Here is an 18,489-nt window from a genome sequence, read left to right as displayed (position 1 = left end):
TTTAAAATCAGTTGTGCTTAAATATCAGATGTCAATGCTTGCATTTTTGTTATTGATATCCTAATGACTTACCTTTGTACCACATTTAAAAACAATAAATTATGTCATCAGTAGAGACAACTTACGTTCCTTATAAAGTTAAGGACATTTCACTGGCAGAATGGGGCCGCAAAGAAATCGGATTAGCCGAAGCAGAAATGCCAGGTTTAATGAGTTTACGTAAAGAATTCGGACCATCAAAACCTTTAGCAGGCGCACGCATTGCAGGCTGCTTGCACATGACCATTCAAACTGCAGTTTTAATTGAAACTTTAGTAGAATTAGGCGCAGAAGTTACTTGGTCATCTTGCAACATTTTCTCAACACAAGATCACGCAGCCGCTGCGATTGCTGCTGCAGGTATTCAGGTTTACGCGTGGAAAGGCTTAAACGAAACTGATTTTGATTGGTGTATTGAGCAAACTTTACATTTCGGCCCAGATCGTCAACCATTAAATATGATTTTAGATGATGGTGGCGATTTAACCAATATGGTTTTCGATAGATATCCAGAATTAATTGCTGCAATTAAAGGTTTATCTGAAGAAACTACAACTGGTGTTCACCGTTTGTACGAAAGAATGAAAAACGGAACATTGCACTTACCAGCAATTAACGTAAACGATTCAGTAACTAAATCAAAATTCGACAATAAATACGGATGTCGCGAATCATTAGTTGATGCCATTCGTCGCGCAACTGACGTAATGATGGCTGGTAAAGTAGCTGTTGTTTGTGGTTATGGTGATGTGGGTAAAGGTTCTGCAGAATCTTTAAGTTCGCAAGGTGTACGTGTAATTGTAACTGAAATTGATCCAATTTGTGCTTTACAAGCTGCAATGGAAGGTTATGAAGTTAAACGTTTAGACACTGCGATTAAAGAAGCAGATATCGTGGTAACTACAACTGGTAACTGTGATATCGTACGTGAGAAACACTTCAGGGCGTTGAAAGACAAAGCTATCGTTTGTAACATTGGTCACTTCGATAATGAAATCGACATGGCTTGGTTAAATACAAACTATGGCAATACTAAGGTTGAAATTAAACCTCAAGTTGATAAATATACAATCGACGGTAAAGACGTTATTATCTTAGCTGAAGGTCGTTTGGTTAACTTAGGTTGCGCAACTGGTCACCCAAGTTTTGTAATGAGTAACTCGTTTACTAACCAAACTTTGGCTCAATTAGAATTGTGGACTAATCCAGGTAAATATGAGAACAAGGTTTATGTGTTGCCTAAACACTTAGACGAAAAAGTTGCTCGTTTACACTTAGAGAAAATTGGTGTAGAATTAGATGTTTTAGATCAACATCAAGCAGATTATATCGGTGTTCCAGTAGAAGGTCCTTTCAAACCAGAAACTTACAGGTATTAATCTCCATTTGTGATATATATAAAAAGAGATGTGCAAATTGCATGTCTCTTTTTTTTTAGAAAATGTTTGGTAGAATTCTCACTCAATTGCCCTGCTTTACACTTTACTCCTCCGATGAATATCGGATATGCGTTCGCTCCTCCTGAGCTATCAAGGCAGATTTATTTTACAAAAAACTGAAGCTCTTTTGGACTACAAAGACCTACATTTGTTAAATCAAACTTAATGTTTAATAAAATGAAACATCTCCTATTTTCCCTAGTTTTAACAGTTTTTGGTTTTGCTGCAAATGCTCAAACAACTAAACAACCAGAATCCAAGCAACTAAACAAAAAAACAGTAGAAATTGCTTGTGGCGAATGTCAATTTAAAATGAAAGGTAAAGATTGCGAACTAGCAATTAGAATAGACGGCAAATCTTATTTTGTTGATGGAAAGGGGATAGATGATTTCGGCGATGCACATGGTAAACATGGTTTTTGCAATGCCATTAGCAAAGCAGAAGTAACTGGTGAATTAGTCAACAATCGCTTCAAAGCAACAACGATAACATTAATACCGGAAAAGAAAAAGGATTAATCAATTTTAGGTTTGGGCTTAGTGCTTTAGTCTTTCAGCTTAATCCCTTATCTTTGCCACATGACAAAACTATCCGTCAATATTAATAAAATAGCAACTTTACGTAACAGTCGTGGTGGTAATAACCCCGATTTAGTTAAAGTAGCTTTAGATTGTGAGCGTTTCGGCGCACAAGGAATTACCGTACATCCACGACCAGACGAACGCCATATTCGTTATCAAGATACGTTCGATTTAAAAGCAGTAATTGCAACTGAATTTAACATAGAAGGAAATTGCCGCGAGCAAAAATTTATTGATTTAGTTTTAGCCAACAAACCTGCGCAAGTAACTTTAGTCCCTGATGTTTTAGGTCAAATAACCTCAAATCATGGCTGGGACACCATAAAAGAGCAAACTTACTTAAAAGAAATGGTCTCTCTTTTTCAAGCCGCTGGCATTCGAGTTTCCATCTTTGTAGATCCGGTTATCGAAATGGTGGAAGGTGCATTAGCAACAGGAACAGATCGTATCGAATTATATACCGAAGCTTATGCCAGCGAATATTCTTTAAATAAAGAAAATGCAATTGCACCTTATATCGCGGCAGCAAAAAAAGCAAATGAATTAGGTTTAGGCATTAATGCTGGTCATGATTTAGATTTACACAACCTTCAGTATTTTGCAAAAAACATCCCTAATTTATTAGAAGTTTCCATAGGCCATGCCTTAATTAGTGATGCGCTATATCTTGGTTTGGACAACACAATTCAACTTTATTTAAAACAATTAGCTTAATTAGCTTAAAGAGGAAAGACCAAAGCTTTAGTCTTTTCGCTTTAAGCTATTTCTCCTATTAATCAAATATTTATGCTCAAAGGTATAATCCTTGTTCTTTTTGGTGCTTGTAGTTTCGGCATCCTTTCTACTTTCGTAAAATTGGCTTATGCCGAAGGTTATTCTTTAGGAGATGTAACTGGTACACAAGCGCTATTCGGCGCTATAGTATTATGGTTTCTTTATCTCATTCAAACTAAAACACAAGCTAAAGAAAAAGAAAAACCTGTTATAAAAACACATTGGCTTAAATTAATTGGCGCAGGTTTTTTTACGGGATTAGTAAGTATTACATATTATCAATGTGTGAAATTGGTTCCCGCATCTGTAGCCATCATTTTATTAATGCAATTCGTATGGATTAGTGTATTACTAGAACTATTTATTTATAAAAAGAAACCAAGTAGAAATCAAATTTTGGCCGTTCTATTAGTTTTAGGAGGAACAGTTTTAGCCAGCGGATTGACAGAAACAAAAATATCAGGGTTTAGCATAATGGGTATTGCATATGGTATACTAGCTGCACTTTTTTACGCCATATTTTTAATGCTAAATGGTAAGTTGGGTAATGAATATCCACCGTTAAAAAAGAGTGCGTTGATGATTACTGGAGCGTGTTTATTAATTTTTGCTATTCTTCCTCCTACATTTTTAATCAATGGGGCTTTAGCTGGCAGTTTATTAAAATGGGGTATAATTCTAGCCATATTTGGTACGGTAATTCCGCCGCTTTGTTTTTCATCGGGCATACCAAAAGCTGGACTTACGCTAAGTTCTATTCTAAGTTCAGTCGAATTACCTGTTGCAGTAAGTATGTCGGCTTTAGTATTGCATGAAGATGTAAGTTGGATCCGTTGGCTAGGGGTAGTCATTATTTTGAGTGCGATGATTTTGCCAAATTTGGAAAATATAAAAAAGGGGAATATCTTTAATAAATCATGATAGCTTCATTACCTTTATAAAACAAACCGTAACAGATGAAAAAACAACTCTTTTTTTTATTTAGCTTATTTGTTTTCGCCTTTGGCGGATGTAAAAATATTGCCACTATTAATGCTGATGAGGCTGGCGAAGTAATCACAGATTATTTAAAGGCAAATCCTGAATATAAAACCACTCGTTTTAGCTTTGGTGAAATGAAATTCAATAGCGATAATGAGATGAAAGATTTGGCTAACTATAAAGCCTTAGCTAACGATGGCTATGTTTCATTAAGTTTAAAAGAAGCCAAAAAGAAATTCTTGTCAAAAGATAGCAGCTTTGTTTACGTAATAAAATTAACGGATAAAGCCAGCGATTTAGTACTGAAACAAGATGAAGACAAAGCAACAGTTAAAGTGGTTACTTATGAATTGGCAAGTGAAAAACCTGTAGATTTTAACAGAGTAAACGATAACAACGCCAAAGTAACTGTGTCGCTTAAAAAAGTAAACACACCATTTGCCCCTTTCGATAAAAATCAAGGGAATAACAGCAATTTCATTACTAAAACCTATCGTTTAAAATTAAGTAAAGATGAAGGTTGGAAAGTGAATAAGTAAGAATAGGGTTAGAGCTGTTAATTTTTTAATAGTCCTTCTAAAATATTCTCTTCTATTGGCTTTTTCAAATCATTTCGATTGGATAATGCTGCGAAATAAATAGAACCCTCTCTTTTAAACACTACAATTTGTAAAGCAAAAGCTTTAGAGAATAGGCCGTACTTATTTATTGAAAACTCAACTTGTTTTTCATCGTCCGTCAATGCCGCTAAACCATTTAAATTGGTCATATTTATTTTTATACTAGTTGGCGTAAATAATGGATTGCCTATAATTTCACCATCGTAATGTATTTTCAAATGCTTTATCAATTTTGATGTGTTAAGGGCAAGATAAAATCTGTAAAATTCTGTCCTATATGAACCATCGTATATAACATCATTACTCCGCTCAATTTCTTGAGATTTCACAAAAGAAAATCCTTTAGCTAATGAAGTATCGCTAAGTTTGAGATTGCTAGCTTTATAGAGCACTAAGTTGTAAGTTTTATCGACAACATATCCTCCAATAGAATCACGACTAACATCACTATAAAAGGTAGATGTATTTGAAAAACGAGATGTATCGGCAAAGAGATCTTTGTACGCAATATTTTTGGTTTGCATTTTAGTCTTTGCAGCAGTTTGCGATAGCCTTTTAAAGCTCTTAATATTTGAGACAACACTAAAACCTAATATAATAGCGCCCACTATAATAAGAATTGTTCTTAATTTCATAGAGCAAATTAGCAAAAATTGCAAAACGAAACTGTTATTTTGAATTAATAAACTAACATTAACTTTTTTAAAAATTACACAAACGTTTGATTTGATATACTACTAAAATTATAGGCTTTAAGCGGCAAAAAACACGGTTCGTCAATCATTTTTTACACGTTTTTAACAAGACAATTTTGTACCTTTGCGCAATCAATTATTGCTATACTTCATGAGCTTAAACATCCATTACCAAGAAGACTTTCAAGACCGTCATATTGCACCTAATAAGGAAGATACTGCGGCAATGCTACACACTGTTGGTGTGAAATCTATTGATGAACTGATTGAACAAACCATTCCTCAGAAAATACGATTAAAGCAACCGTTAAATCTGCCAAAGGCAAAATCTGAAATTGAATATTTAACCAGTTTAAAACAAACTGCATCGTTAAATAAAGTTTTCAAATCTTACATCGGGCAAGGTTATTATGATACTTTAACGCCTGGTGTTATTCTGCGTAACGTAATGGAAAACCCAGGATGGTATACGCAATACACGCCTTATCAAGCAGAAATTGCACAAGGTCGTTTGCAAGCATTATTGAATTTCCAAACTATGGTTATTGATTTAACTGGAATGGAAATTGCCAACGCCTCTTTGTTAGATGAAGGTACCGCAGCTGCGGAAGCTATGTTTATGCAATTTAGTTTACGCAAAAATCAACAAGCCACTAAATACTTTGTGTCTGATTTAGTTTTTGCACAAACCATTGATATTTTAAAAACTCGTGCTAATCCTTTCGGGATTGAATTGGTAATTGGAAATCACGAAGAGTTTACTGCAACTGATGAATTTTTCGGTGCAATAGTTCAATATCCAGCAGGTAATGGAGAAGTATTTGATTATACCAACTTTGCTGCTACCTTACATACAAAAAATATTAAACTAACGGTTATTGCCGATTTACTCAGCTTAACCTTATTAACTCCTCCAGGGGAATGGGGAGCTGACGTTGTTGTTGGTACGACTCAACGTTTTGGTGTGCCAATGGGTTTTGGTGGCCCACATGCAGCTTATTTTGCTACTAAGGATGAATACAAACGTTCTATTCCAGGTCGTATTATTGGCGTAACCATTGATAGCAATAACAATTATGCATTACGTATGGCTTTGCAAACTCGCGAGCAACACATTCGTAGAGATAAAGCCACATCAAACATTTGTACTGCGCAAGCTTTATTAGCTATTATGGCAGGTTTTTATGCTGCTTATCATGGTCCAAAAGGATTGAAATTAATTGCAGAACGTACACACGGATTAGCAGTAACACTTGCAAAATCTTTAGCTGAAATTGGTTATACTGTTTTAAGTAAATCGTATTTCGATACCATCCAATTAGATTTAGGCGATTTAACTGGCTCCATCCATAAAGAATGTTTAGACAATAGCATTAATCTAAATTATACTGGAAACACAGTAAGCATTGCTTTTGATGAAACTACAACTTTTGAAGATGTAAAATTGTTAGTTCGTATTTTCTCTAAGGTTAAAGCTATTTCTTCGGATAATTTAACAGTTGTTGAGAATGTTGCGACTACAATTCCTACTACTTTACAACGTACATCTGAGTATTTAACTCATGGAGTTTTCAACTCACATCATTCTGAGCATGAAATGTTGCGTTACATCAAATCATTAGAAACTAAAGATCTTTCACTTTGTCATTCTATGATTGCTTTAGGTTCATGTACGATGAAGTTAAATGCAACTAGTGAAATGATCCCTGTAACTTGGCCAGAATTTGGCAAAGTGCATCCGTTTGCACCTGCCGACCAAGTGTTAGGCTATTATACTGTTTTTGATGAATTAGATAAATGGTTAAGTGAAATTACTGGTTTTGCAGCCATGAGTTTACAACCAAATGCTGGTGCGCAAGGCGAATATGCTGGATTAATGGTTATTCGTGCGTATCATCAAGATAGAGGAGATTTTCATCGTAACATCGCGTTAATTCCTGCTTCGGCTCACGGTACAAACCCAGCTTCGGCAGCAATGGCCGGAATGAAAATCATCGTTGTAAAATCATTAGAAAATGGAAACATTGATGTCGATGATTTGAAAGCAAAAGCGGTAGAACATGCTGAAAATCTTTCATGTTTAATGGTTACTTATCCATCTACACATGGTGTTTTTGAAGAAAGTATTATCGATATCTGTAACATTATTCACGAAAATGGTGGACAGGTTTATATGGACGGCGCTAACATGAATGCACAAGTTGGTTTAACAAGTCCAGCTAATATTGGTGCTGATGTTTGCCACTTAAACTTGCATAAAACATTCTGCATTCCACATGGTGGAGGTGGCCCTGGTATGGGTCCAATTGGTGTTGCTGCACATTTGGTAAAATATTTACCTGGTCATGCGGTAGTTGATATCAACAATGAAAAATCTATCCACGCAGTGTCATCTGCACCTTGGGGCTCTGCTTCTATCTTAATTATCTCTCATGCTTATATTGCCATGATGGGGGGCGAAGGTTTAACTGATGCTACGAGATATGCAATTTTGAATGCGAACTATATGAAGGCTCGTTTGGAAGCTCATTATCCAGTATTGTATTCTGGTAGTCAAGGTCGTTGTGCACACGAAATGATTTTAGATTGTAGAGGTTTTAAAAACTTCGGCATTGAAGTAGTTGATATTGCAAAACGTTTAATGGATTATGGTTTCCACGCACCAACAGTTTCTTTCCCAGTTGCTGGAACTTTAATGGTTGAGCCTACTGAAAGTGAACCTAAACATGAATTAGATCGTTTTTGCGATGCCTTAATTGCTATTCGAAATGAAATTACTGCTGTAGAAAAAGGCGAATTAGATAAAGTTGATAACCCGTTGAAAAACGCTCCACATACTGCTGCGGTAGTTACTGCAAATGAGTGGGATCATGGTTATAGCCGCCAAACGGCTGCTTTTCCTTTACCTTATGTGGCTGCTTACAAATTCTGGCCATCTGTTGGTAGAGTGAATGATAGTCATGGCGATAGATCATTAATTTGTGCATGCCCTCCGTTAGAAAGTTACATGGAAGAGGAAGCAACAGTTTAATTTACGATTGTAGATCTTTGATTTACGATTTTACTGTCAAAGCTTTCCGTCATTTTGACCATAGTGGAGAGATCATAATATTTTAAAAACCACAAATAGCTCGAACAATAGTTCGAGCTATTTTTTTATAGATACATCTGCTAATTCTTTCTCTTGCAAGTCACCGTTTATACTTGCGGGTGCTAGTTCTAAAATTAGATATTGAACAATAAAAAATCCCTTTAATCTTTCGACTAAAGGGATTTCATTTGTGTGTATTATATTATTCAGCTGCTGGTTCTTCTGCTGTTTTAGCAAAATGATCAGCCTGTGCCGGTTTTTTCTTAAACCATCCTTTAATTAGTTTAGAATTCACATCTCCAAGTAAATACATACAAGGCACTAATATTAAAGTTAAGAAAGTGGCAAAGGCTAAACCGAAAATCATTGTCCATGATAATGGACCCCAGAATGCAACGTTATCTCCACCAAAATAAAGATGTGGATTAAACTCTGTAAATAAGGTAGTGAAGTCTAAGTTTAAACCTACCGCTAAAGGAATAAGTCCTAACATAGTAGCAGTAGCAGTTAACAATACTGGAGTCATACGTGTACGCCCAGCTTCAATAACTGCTTCTTTAATTGGCATGCCTTGCTCAATTAATAAGTCTGTAAATTCTACCAGCAAAATACCATTTCGAACCACAATACCAGCTAAGGCTACTATACCAATACCACTCATTACGATAGACATTTCCATACGAAATATGGTTATACCTAAAATAACACCAATAATACTGAATAAGATTTCGCTTAAAATTATCATTGGCTTGGTAATAGAGTTAAATTGGGCAACCAAAATAATTAAGATTAGCCCAAGTGCAATTAACATTGCTCTACCTAAAAAGGCTGCGGTTTCTAATTGCTCTTCTTGCTCGCCAGCCATTTTAACTTCTACACCTGTAGGTACTTTAAAGGTGTTAATTTCACTTTGTATTTTTGCTACTACTTCATTTGGGTTAGCAGATGCCAATACGTTTGATGATAGGATAATAATTCGTTTTTGTTGTTTACGTTTAATGCCACCGTAGGTATTTACATAATCTATATTAGCAAATGATGATAATGGAACCTGTCGAATAATACCCCCCATACCCATATCACGGTAAGTCATTTTCATGTTTCTTAAGGCATCGAGATTATTTCGCTGATTTTCTTGAGAACGTAAGGTAATGTCGTAATCTTCATCAACATCTCTAAACTTAGAAATATCTTTTCCAAAAATTGCAGTGCGCAAATCCATGCCAATTTGACCAGAAGATAGACCTTCTCTATTCGCTCTTTCACGATCAAGGTCAAAAACAATTTCAGGTTTGTTGTTTAAGAAATCTGATTTTAACTCCTCAATTCCATCAATTTTTTTAGATACAATGAATTTCTTAAGGTTTTCTGAGGTTTTAACTAGAGAGTCTAAATTATCACCAGTAATTTCAATACTGATTGGTTTTGCAGTTGGAGGTCCGCCTTGTTCTTTTGCAACCGTAATTTCTGCACCAGGAACACCTTTAACAGCCTCTCTAATTTTACTTAAATAGGTTGATGTTTCTGCTCCAGTTCGTTTTCCGTATTCTACAAATGCAACCGTAATTTTTCCTTTGTTTGTGTATTCACCTTGATCTTCATCTTGTGGATCTGTTACACCAACAGTTACGTTAGAGATAATTGATGAGACATCTTTGTTGTCCTTTCCAACTACATCAGTAACTTTTTTCTCTAGCTTTTGAATAACTTCATTTGTTTGCGCCTGATCGGTTCCAATAGGAAGATTTAGATATACATAAATAAAGTTAGGGTCTCCCTCTGGAAAGAAAACTATTTTAGGTGGTACTACAAACATTAATACGAAAGAGAATACTAGAAGGCCAAAAGTTCCAAAAAGCATTGCTCTTGGCCAGTTTAATGCCCTTGTTAATAATCTAGCATAACTTGCTTGGAAACGTGGCCATAAATTATTTTGGAAATTTTTAACGGCATTTTCTAAGAAGAAATGATTTAATAGATAAAGTATAATCATTAAAACCATGAAATTACCAAAGCCAAAAGCTTTTAAATAAGCTAGCACGGTTATACCCGCCATAATTAACAAAGTTTTCTTTACCTTTTTATCAAATTTAGGTTTATGCGTTTTATGATCTTCAATCTCCATAAAATCTACAGCAAAAACAGGATTGATGATATAGGCGACTACCAACGATGCTAATAAAGTAATAATTAATGTTACAGGTAAAAAGAACATAAACTCACCAATAATACCTGGCCAAAATAGCAATGGTACAAATGGTGCTAGTGTTGTTAAAGTACCAGAAAGTACTGGCATAAATACCTCGCCAGCAGCTGCTTTTGCTGCTTTAACAATAGGCACTTTACCATTATTAAAAATACGGTGTGTGTTTTCTATTACCACAATAGCATCATCTACTACAATACCCAAACCTAAAAGGAAAGAGAAGAGCACAATCATATTCATGGTAAAGTTAAAGCCAAATAAACCACCTAATGCAGGCATAGTTATAAAGGCAATAAACATTGATAAGGGAACTGACAATGCAACAAATAGTGCATTTTTAACACCCATGAAGAACATTAGGATAATCGTTACCAAAATAAATCCAATGATAATGGTATTGATCAAATCGTGTAAGGTTACACGAGTTTGATCAGATTGATCTCCAGTAACCGTAACAGTAAGATTCTTTGGTAAAGATGTGCCTTTCATTTCCTTAATCAGCGCATTGATTTTGTCAGAGGCCTCGATCAGGTTCTCTCCACTACGTTTTTTAACATTTAAGGTAATTACATTTTTGCCATATAAACTTGCATAACTGTTCTGCTCTTTAAAACTATCTTTTACTTCGGCAATATCTCTTAAATATACAGAAGAACCTGTTGGTGTTTTAATAACTAAATTTGCAATTTGATCTGCATTTGTAAATTCTTTTTTAACATTCAATGTTCTACGTAACCCATCCATTTTAATGTCTCCACCAGAAATGGTTGCGTTTTCGTATTTCACGGCATTCTCAATATCTGTAAAAGATATTTTAGCTGCGCTCATTTTATTTAAATCTACATTGATTTGAACTTCTTGCTCTAGCGCACCAACAATGTCAACCCCAGATATTTCTTTAAAACTTTCAATTCGATCTTGCAGGTCTTTTGCATATTTCTTTAAGCTTTTCAAGTCGTAATCTCCAGAGAGATTAAGATACATGATTGGCATATCTGCAAGATTAATATCACTTACTGTTGGGTCATTAGGCAAATCATTTGGTAAATCTTGTTTCGCTTTATCCACCGCATCCTTTACACGCTGTTTAGCGTCTGCTACTTCTACATTGGTATTAAATTCTGCAGTAATTATCGAGAAATTTTGGTATGAATTCGAGGTAACTTTTTTTAACCCCTTTGTTGACTTTAGTTCTTTCTCAATTTGTTTGGTTACTAAAGTCTCCATATTTGCTGGAGATGTGCCCGGATATACTGTCGAAACAAATATCTTTGGAATTAAAACCTCTGGAAAATTCTCTTTTGGTAAACCTTGATAGCCGAGATATCCCATAATCGCAATGATAGCAGTTAAAACATAAACGGCTGTTTTATTATCAATTGCCCAGCTAGAGGGAGCAAATTCTTTTTTAAAATCGTCTTTCATCTATTTAAGATTAAGCGTAAATATTTTTGAGTGTATTTGTAATTAGAATTTAACGTTATCTTCTTCGTTTAAATTCTGAGCGCCAGCAGTAACTACTTTGTCGCCAACTTTAAGTCCTGATAAAACCTCTACCTTTCCTTCGTAAGTTTTACCAGTTTTAATGACAACTTTTTTAGCTACACCGTTAACTGCAACAAAAACAAAATCTCCATTTTCTGATTTTTGAATAGCCGAAATAGGAATTACTATGGCTTTAGAGTTTTGATAATCAACAATCTTTAAAACCGCTAACATGTTAGGACGGTATTTTTTGTTTGATGGTAAATTTATTTGCACTTCAAAACTTCTAGATGCAGGATCAATTGTTTTAGATGCATAATTTATCTTGGTTCTTAAACTATCTGGTATATCAGGAAAAACAACATTCACCTCATCACCTTGATTTACTCGCCCAGCATAAGTTTCTGCGACTTGGGCTTTAGCTTTCAAATTACTAGCGTTAATTATTCTAATGCCAGACATTCCTGGCGCAACCGATTGACCAACTTTTAAGTCCATTGCATCAATAGTTCCGCTAATTGGAGCTTTGATTTTGTACATTGCTATTTGAGAACGTAAGGTTGAAATTCTATTTTCCGCAGCTTCTTTCTGTGTTTTAGCATTAATATATTGCACCTCTGTACCAATCTTTTGATCCCAAAGATTTTTTTGTCTGTTAAACAAACTAGTAGCTAAAGTTAATTGGGTTTGTAATTCGGCTATATTTTGCCTTAAAACTTTATCATCTATTTGCGCTAAAACCTGGCCTTTACTTACTCCTTGACCAATTTTCACATACACAGCAGTAACTACGCCTTGTGCTTCAGGATTTACCTGAATATTTTCTTCAGCATCAATTTTACCTTGTACCTCTAAATAATTTTTAAAATTGGTTTCAGTTACTTCATAAACAGAAACATCTCTTGCCATCGTTTTAGTGGTATCGCTTGAACCAACACTGCTTTCTAATTTTGCAATTTTAGCATCTAATTCTGTACGTTGTTTTTTAAGATCTGCTAATTCAGCTTTTGGATCTTTTTTCTCAGAAGAACACGCCGCTAAAAATGCGATTCCTGCTATAAATAATATTCTTTTCATTATAAATTGTTTGTGAGGTTAGTAGTTAATGTTTCCTAAAGCTTTATCAAGATTTACTTTGTTAATCAGCATATCGTATAAAGCATTGATATAGTTATTTTGAGCTTCTTTTAATGAAGTTTCTGCAGTGGTTACCTCTAAACTAGAGCCAACTCCTTGGTCGTATTTGATTTTAGTAACACGTAAAACCTCTTTAGCCAATTCCATGTTTCTTTTTTGATTTTCTAAAGATTTTTGACCGTTTAGATAAGTAGTTTGCGCTTGTGCAACTTCTAAATCAATTGCGTTTTGTAAATTGATTAAGTTGTTGTCAGTTTTTAGCGACTCTAATTTTGCATTTCTTACATCGTAAAGTTTCTGTCCGCCTGAAATAATAGGAATAGAAAGTTTTAGTCCAACAAGTGAGGTAGGGAAACTTTTATCGTATAAAGAGCTAAAACTATCATTTTGGAAACTTCTAGAATAACTGGCAAAAGCAGCCAAATTAGGTAAAAAAGCACTTTTGTATCTTTTTACATCTAATTCATTTAGTTTCTTTTGTGTTTGCAATAAAGAATACTCAATACGTTTTTGATAAACTGTACCGTCGTTTAAAATTGGAGTCTGATCTGTATTAACCGAAGTTATTTTATCAAGCAAAGTAATATTGCTGTTTACAGTTAAGCCCATTTGAAATTTTAGAAGATTTAAATTCAAGGCTAACAATCGTATTACGTTCTCTCTTTCAGTAATCAGATTGTTGTTTAATACACTTAATCTATCTACATCGATTTTTTCAACAAAACCATTTTTCAACATTTGTTCTGTATCGCTCAATGATTTTCTTAAACGCTCTAGATTTGCATCGATTAATGTGAGTTGTTCATTGCTTACCAAAACAGAATAATAAGCTTTAGTAACCGCAACTACAGTTTCAATTCTGGTACGAGCTGTGTTTTTTGTACTTAATTCTTTGTATGTTTTGGATGCTTTTAATCCAACTAAGTAACTACCATCAAATAATAATTGCGTAGCATTAATACCTAATGTTGAATTGTATTTTGTTCCAAATTGAACAGGGATAAATTCGCCAGGAGCGGCGTCTTTATCAAAAATTATAGCTGGCAATAAGCTAGTTGCTACTTTCAAAAAATCATTAAAATCAGCACTTGCGCTTACTTGTGGCAAACCTATTCCAATTGTTTTTTTAACGGTATTTGATGCGATTTGCTCATCTATCTTAGCATTTTTAATATTAACTTGATGGGTTAATGAGTAATTGATCGCATCTTGTAAGCTAAAACTTGCCGTCGTGTCCTTTTGCTGAGCCATGGCTGGAAAAGCCAAACTCAAACCAAAAAGTAAAATGTAAAGTTGTTTTTTCATAAAATGATTATACTTGGGAGGTTTTTTGTTTGTAATGATTAATTTTTTCTAACCCTTTTTGGTTGCAAATGCCATAAAGGAAATGTTCAGTAATCTCAGCCATTACCTGAGCAATGTTATATTTATTCTTAGTGTAATGATCGTGCTGATTAAAAAGTAAATCGACTTGATCAAGGCGCATTTGCGTTAAAATATCTTTGTTAATTTCAGCACGGTAAAAACCTTCTTTAATGCCTCGTTCAAGATTTGCATAAATACATTTACCCAAATTGTTTTCCTTAAACTCTTTAAAATACAACCATGCTTTTGGATGATATTTTTGCAAATCATAAAAAAGCTTGGGGTTCATACTACTTAATAATTCGTGGATATTGGTAATGGCGAAAAATATTTCATGAACTGCATTCTCTGCACTTGTTGCACAAAAATCCATTGTGCAATTTTGATTTTCTAGTTTGGCTTTTATTAGAATATTTACCAACTCATCTTTATCTCTAAAATGCTGATAAATGGTTTTTTTAGACATGCCTAAATGTTTGGCAATATCATCCATCGTTACGCTTTTAAAGCCATACTGACAAAAAAGCTTATCCGATTCCTCAACTATATATTCTTTTACTTCCAATTTTGCTCCTTAATTAATTTAGTAAAACTAGCCCCAAATTTTCTTGATTAAAATTGTAATCTCTTCAGCTATCGTAGTTTCTACTTCTTTATATCCCAACATATGCTTTAAAAAAATGATGGAGCAAAACTATGGAAACTTTTTTTAATTCCAAAGTTTCCTAATTAATATTTTTATTTCTTCGATGAGCGTTTGCTCTGTTTGTGTTGTTTCCATGCTACAAAAAAACACAATTATGTAAGGCGGAAATAGTCATTATCGGTGAATGGAGGATTTGAGTAGGTGAAATTCTGAAGAAGTCGGGTTACAGATTGCGGGTTACGAGTTGCGGGGTTAGAAATACGATCATAGTGGATTGATAATTTAACAACTCAAAGATTTATTTTATATTCGGCATGAGAAGGGATAAAGTACCCAATCCCCCAACTCATAACATAAAAACCTGCAACCAAGAAATGAAAAAAGGAAGAATAGAGGCATTTAGCGATGGGGTTATTGCCATCATTATTACCATTATGGTGTTGGAGTTAAAAATCCCTCATGATAAAAGTACCTTAAGAGATTTATTGCCTTTATTACCTGTGTTTTTGAGCTATGTATTGAGTTTTATTTATGTCGGCATTTATTGGAATAACCATCATCACATGTTTATGGTGGTAAATAAAGTAAACGGAGCTATACTTTGGGCAAACTTGCATTTATTATTTTGGTTATCTATGGTACCTTTTGCAACAGGATGGATGGGAGAAAACCATTTTGCTCCTTCACCTATAGCGTTATATGGTTTTGTTTTATTAATGAATGGAGTTGCGTATTCGATTTTAGCTTCATTATTAGTTAAGCACCATGGTGAAGATTCATTATTGGCAAGAGCCTTGGGAAATGATTTTAAAGGCAAACTTTCTGTAGCTTGTTATATCCTTTCCATACCATGTGCATTTATTAATGTATGGATTTCTGGAGCACTGTATGTTTTAGTGGCTTTTATGTGGCTAATTCCCGATAAACGGATCGAAAAAGTAATTCACGAAGAGAGTTTAAACCCATAAACACATTAAAAGCATAAAATTTATCTAGTACATTTGTGTTTTAAAATAAGTCCATGTCCATTTTGCAAGAAAACGTATCCTTAAAAACGTATAATACTTTTGGTATTGATGTTAATGCCAGTTATTTTGTTGAAGTTAAGAATGTTGAAGATTTAAGGGAAGTTTTTAATCATCCAATTGCTAAAACTAAGAGATTATTAGTTTTAGGAGGAGGAAGTAACATGCTATTCACTAAAGATTTTGATGGCCTAGTACTAAAAGTGAGTATTCAAGGCATTACGTACCAAACACAAGGTGATGATGTAATGGTTACAGCTGGCGGAGGTGTGGTATGGAACGATTTAGTAACGTATTGCGTTGAAAATAATTTCGCTGGAATAGAAAATTTGACCTTAATACCAGGTACTGTAGGGGCATCGCCTATACAAAACATCGGCGCATATGGTGTAGAATTAAAAGATGTTTTCACCTCTTGTACAGCATTTGAAATTGCCACTGGCGAAATGAAAACCTTTAATTATGCAGAATGCAATTTTGGATATAGAGATAGTGTATTCAAAAATGAACTGAAGAATAAATACATTATTACATCGGTACAATTTCATTTAAATAAGCAAGCAAAACTGCACACGCATTACGGAGCTATTACAGCAGAGCTTGAAAAAAGAAATATCACAACACCAACTATTGCAGATATTTCTAAGGTTGTGGCAGCTATTAGAGTAAGTAAACTACCAGATCCTAAAACGATTGGTAACGCTGGAAGTTTCTTTAAAAACCCTGTAATTGAAAAAAAGGAATTTGATGTATTAGTGAAGAAATTCCCAGACGTAGTGAATTATCCAGCACCAAATGATAAAATTAAACTTGCCGCAGGTTGGTTAATAGAACAATGTGGTTTTAAAGGTATTGTTGTTGGAGAAACAGGAACTTGGAAAAATCAGGCCTTAGTATTAGTAAATCATGGTCACGCAAGCGGACACGAAGTGTATATTTTTTCAGAACAAATAATTAATACTGTATATACCAAGTTTGCTGTTAAGCTAGAGCGAGAAGTAAATATTTTTTAAAATATTGATTTTTGCTTATTTAGATAAGATTTCTCTTTAAAATAAACTTCACTTTTCTTTTTGGTATCATAGTTGTATAGGTTTTAACGATTGCAAACAGTTGGCTCGAACCATAAAAGCTTCTGTTTTCTTTTTTAAAACTTAAAACTAAAAACCTATGACACAGCTACAATTCAACCACCAATTGCATGATTATTCTGGTTCGTTACAGTCATTCGCTTTAAATTTTACGAAAGATGTAGAGGATGCCAATGATTTGGTACAAGATACTATGCTTAAAGCGGTTACCTACTACAGTAAATTTAAAGAAGGCACGAATTTAAAAGGTTGGTTATTTACAATTATGCGCAACACGTTTATTAATAACTATAGACGCATGGTAAAAACGAATACCTTAATTACGCAAAGCGAAGATATTTCTTCGGCTAACTTGCACTACAGTGCTACACGAAATGAGGTAGAAAGTAAATTTGTTATGGGCGATATTCATAAAGCCTTAGCAACATTACAACCAGAATATTACGTTCCATTCATTAAATATTTTGAAGGGTTTAAATACCACGAAATAGCTGATGAACTAAATATCCCAATTGGTACAGTAAAAACACGTATTCACGTAGCACGTGGGATTTTGAAAAAATATTTAAAAACATATGCAAAAGATATTGCGACAGCAGATGCATAATATTAAGAATCTACCAATGAAAAACAAATAGAAAGGGCTCCTACATGGAGCCTTTTCTATGTACTAGCTAATTTTTATACGATGTAAACCACTTCAAAATCATACTTTTGAAATCTAAATTTAATACAAGTATAAATGAACTATATTTTTTTGTTGCTAAATCTGTTTCTATTTCTCATCCCACTATTTTTTTCTTTTGATAAAAAGGCTTTTCCAATTGAGAAATTAAAATCTACTATCGCTGCTACATTAATTGCTGGGATTATTTTTTCTGCCATAGCCATATTTTTTGTGATTTTTAACGTTTGGAGTTTTAATCCAGCCTATTTAAGTGGGGTATCTTATAGAGAGCTTCCATTAGAACAGTATCTTTTTTCATTTACGTTCAGCTTTGCTGGATTAGGAATTTATCATTATTTAAATGCTAAGTTTCCAAATAATCACTTACAAAAGTTTAGTTTATCAGTCAGCAATTTAATGCTAGGTGTTTGCGTAGCATTTCTGTTTTTCGCTTATGCAAAATGGTATACAGTAATCACTTTTTCTATTCTATTACTACTGTTATTCTACATAGAATACTTAAATAAACTACGATTTATGTATCGATTTTACAGAGCTTATTTGGTTTGCCTTATTCCATTTTATATCTGTTATGGTATTATTTGCAACTTGCCTATTATTCAATATCAACGAACTTAAACCATGA

General features: G+C 34.1%; 15 protein-coding genes. 10 read left to right on the top strand and 5 right to left on the bottom strand.

Annotated features, from left to right (window positions below):
- Positions 1–101 precede the first annotated feature (101 nt).
- From ahcY to WC622_RS12925, 5 genes are all read left to right on the top strand, one after another.
- Entirely contained in the window at positions 102–1,418 is a 1,317-nt protein-coding gene (gene ahcY / locus WC622_RS12945) for an adenosylhomocysteinase (protein WP_372820121.1), read from the top strand.
- Positions 1,419–1,655: 237 nt separating this feature from the next.
- On the top strand, positions 1,656–1,997 hold the full coding sequence (locus tag WC622_RS12940; protein WP_372820120.1) for a DUF6370 family protein: 342 nt from the start codon (positions 1,656–1,658) through the stop codon (positions 1,995–1,997).
- A 60-nt stretch (positions 1,998–2,057) separates the two neighbouring features.
- On the top strand, positions 2,058–2,774 hold the full coding sequence (locus tag WC622_RS12935; RefSeq protein ID WP_372820119.1) for a pyridoxine 5'-phosphate synthase: 717 nt from the start codon (positions 2,058–2,060) through the stop codon (positions 2,772–2,774).
- A gap of 72 nt (positions 2,775–2,846) precedes the next feature.
- Positions 2,847–3,755 carry a DMT family transporter gene (locus WC622_RS12930; protein ID WP_372820118.1) on the top strand — a complete coding sequence of 303 codons (909 nt, stop codon included), beginning with the start codon at positions 2,847–2,849 and terminating at the stop codon, positions 3,753–3,755.
- A gap of 35 nt (positions 3,756–3,790) precedes the next feature.
- A complete protein-coding gene (locus WC622_RS12925; RefSeq protein ID WP_372820117.1) occupies positions 3,791–4,354 on the top strand; it encodes a hypothetical protein in 564 nt (187 codons plus the stop codon).
- Between the two features lie 17 nt (positions 4,355–4,371).
- Here WC622_RS12925 and WC622_RS12920 read toward each other — a convergent pair whose 3' ends face one another.
- Positions 4,372–5,070, bottom strand: a complete 699-nt coding sequence (locus tag WC622_RS12920) for a hypothetical protein (protein ID WP_372820116.1) — start codon at positions 5,068–5,070, stop codon at positions 4,372–4,374.
- Between the two features lie 211 nt (positions 5,071–5,281).
- Here WC622_RS12920 and gcvP point away from each other — a divergent pair, with 211 nt between their 5' ends.
- A complete protein-coding gene (gcvP, locus tag WC622_RS12915; protein WP_372820115.1) occupies positions 5,282–8,161 on the top strand; it encodes an aminomethyl-transferring glycine dehydrogenase in 2,880 nt (959 codons plus the stop codon).
- A gap of 262 nt (positions 8,162–8,423) precedes the next feature.
- Here gcvP and WC622_RS12910 read toward each other — a convergent pair whose 3' ends face one another.
- The 4 genes from WC622_RS12910 to WC622_RS12895 are packed head-to-tail and all read right to left on the bottom strand — an operon-like array spanning position 8,424 to position 14,979.
- Positions 8,424–11,852, bottom strand: a complete 3,429-nt coding sequence (locus WC622_RS12910) for an efflux RND transporter permease subunit (RefSeq protein ID WP_372820114.1) — start codon at positions 11,850–11,852, stop codon at positions 8,424–8,426.
- Positions 11,853–11,894: 42 nt separating this feature from the next.
- Positions 11,895–12,989 carry an efflux RND transporter periplasmic adaptor subunit gene (locus WC622_RS12905; RefSeq protein WP_372820113.1) on the bottom strand — a complete coding sequence of 365 codons (1,095 nt, stop codon included), beginning with the start codon at positions 12,987–12,989 and terminating at the stop codon, positions 11,895–11,897.
- Between the two features lie 18 nt (positions 12,990–13,007).
- Complete coding sequence (locus tag WC622_RS12900) at positions 13,008–14,354, bottom strand: TolC family protein (RefSeq protein WP_372820112.1); 1,347 nt, start codon at positions 14,352–14,354, stop codon at positions 13,008–13,010.
- Positions 14,355–14,361: 7 nt separating this feature from the next.
- Complete coding sequence (locus WC622_RS12895; protein ID WP_372820111.1) at positions 14,362–14,979, bottom strand: TetR/AcrR family transcriptional regulator; 618 nt, start codon at positions 14,977–14,979, stop codon at positions 14,362–14,364.
- Between the two features lie 455 nt (positions 14,980–15,434).
- Here WC622_RS12895 and WC622_RS12890 point away from each other — a divergent pair, with 455 nt between their 5' ends.
- The 4 genes from WC622_RS12890 (at position 15,435) to WC622_RS12875 (ending at position 18,482) form a co-directional block, all read left to right on the top strand.
- Positions 15,435–16,028, top strand: a complete 594-nt coding sequence (locus WC622_RS12890) for a TMEM175 family protein (RefSeq protein WP_372820110.1) — start codon at positions 15,435–15,437, stop codon at positions 16,026–16,028.
- Positions 16,029–16,081: 53 nt separating this feature from the next.
- The gene (gene murB, locus WC622_RS12885) at positions 16,082–17,098 is read left to right on the top strand and encodes a UDP-N-acetylmuramate dehydrogenase (RefSeq protein WP_372820109.1); all 1,017 of its coding nucleotides are present in this window, start codon (positions 16,082–16,084) and stop codon (positions 17,096–17,098) included.
- 157 nt (positions 17,099–17,255) lie between these two features.
- The gene (locus WC622_RS12880) at positions 17,256–17,783 is read left to right on the top strand and encodes an RNA polymerase sigma factor (protein WP_372820108.1); all 528 of its coding nucleotides are present in this window, start codon (positions 17,256–17,258) and stop codon (positions 17,781–17,783) included.
- A 135-nt stretch (positions 17,784–17,918) separates the two neighbouring features.
- Positions 17,919–18,482 carry a lycopene cyclase domain-containing protein gene (locus WC622_RS12875; protein ID WP_372820107.1) on the top strand — a complete coding sequence of 188 codons (564 nt, stop codon included), beginning with the start codon at positions 17,919–17,921 and terminating at the stop codon, positions 18,480–18,482.
- Positions 18,483–18,489: the final 7 nt, after the last annotated feature.

Source organism: Pedobacter sp., from assembly GCF_041662865.1.
In the GTDB taxonomy this organism is placed as follows: domain Bacteria; phylum Bacteroidota; class Bacteroidia; order Sphingobacteriales; family Sphingobacteriaceae; genus Pedobacter.
The sequence above is the reverse complement of the archived record's forward strand: the minus strand, read 5'-3'. Positions and strand labels throughout refer to the sequence as shown.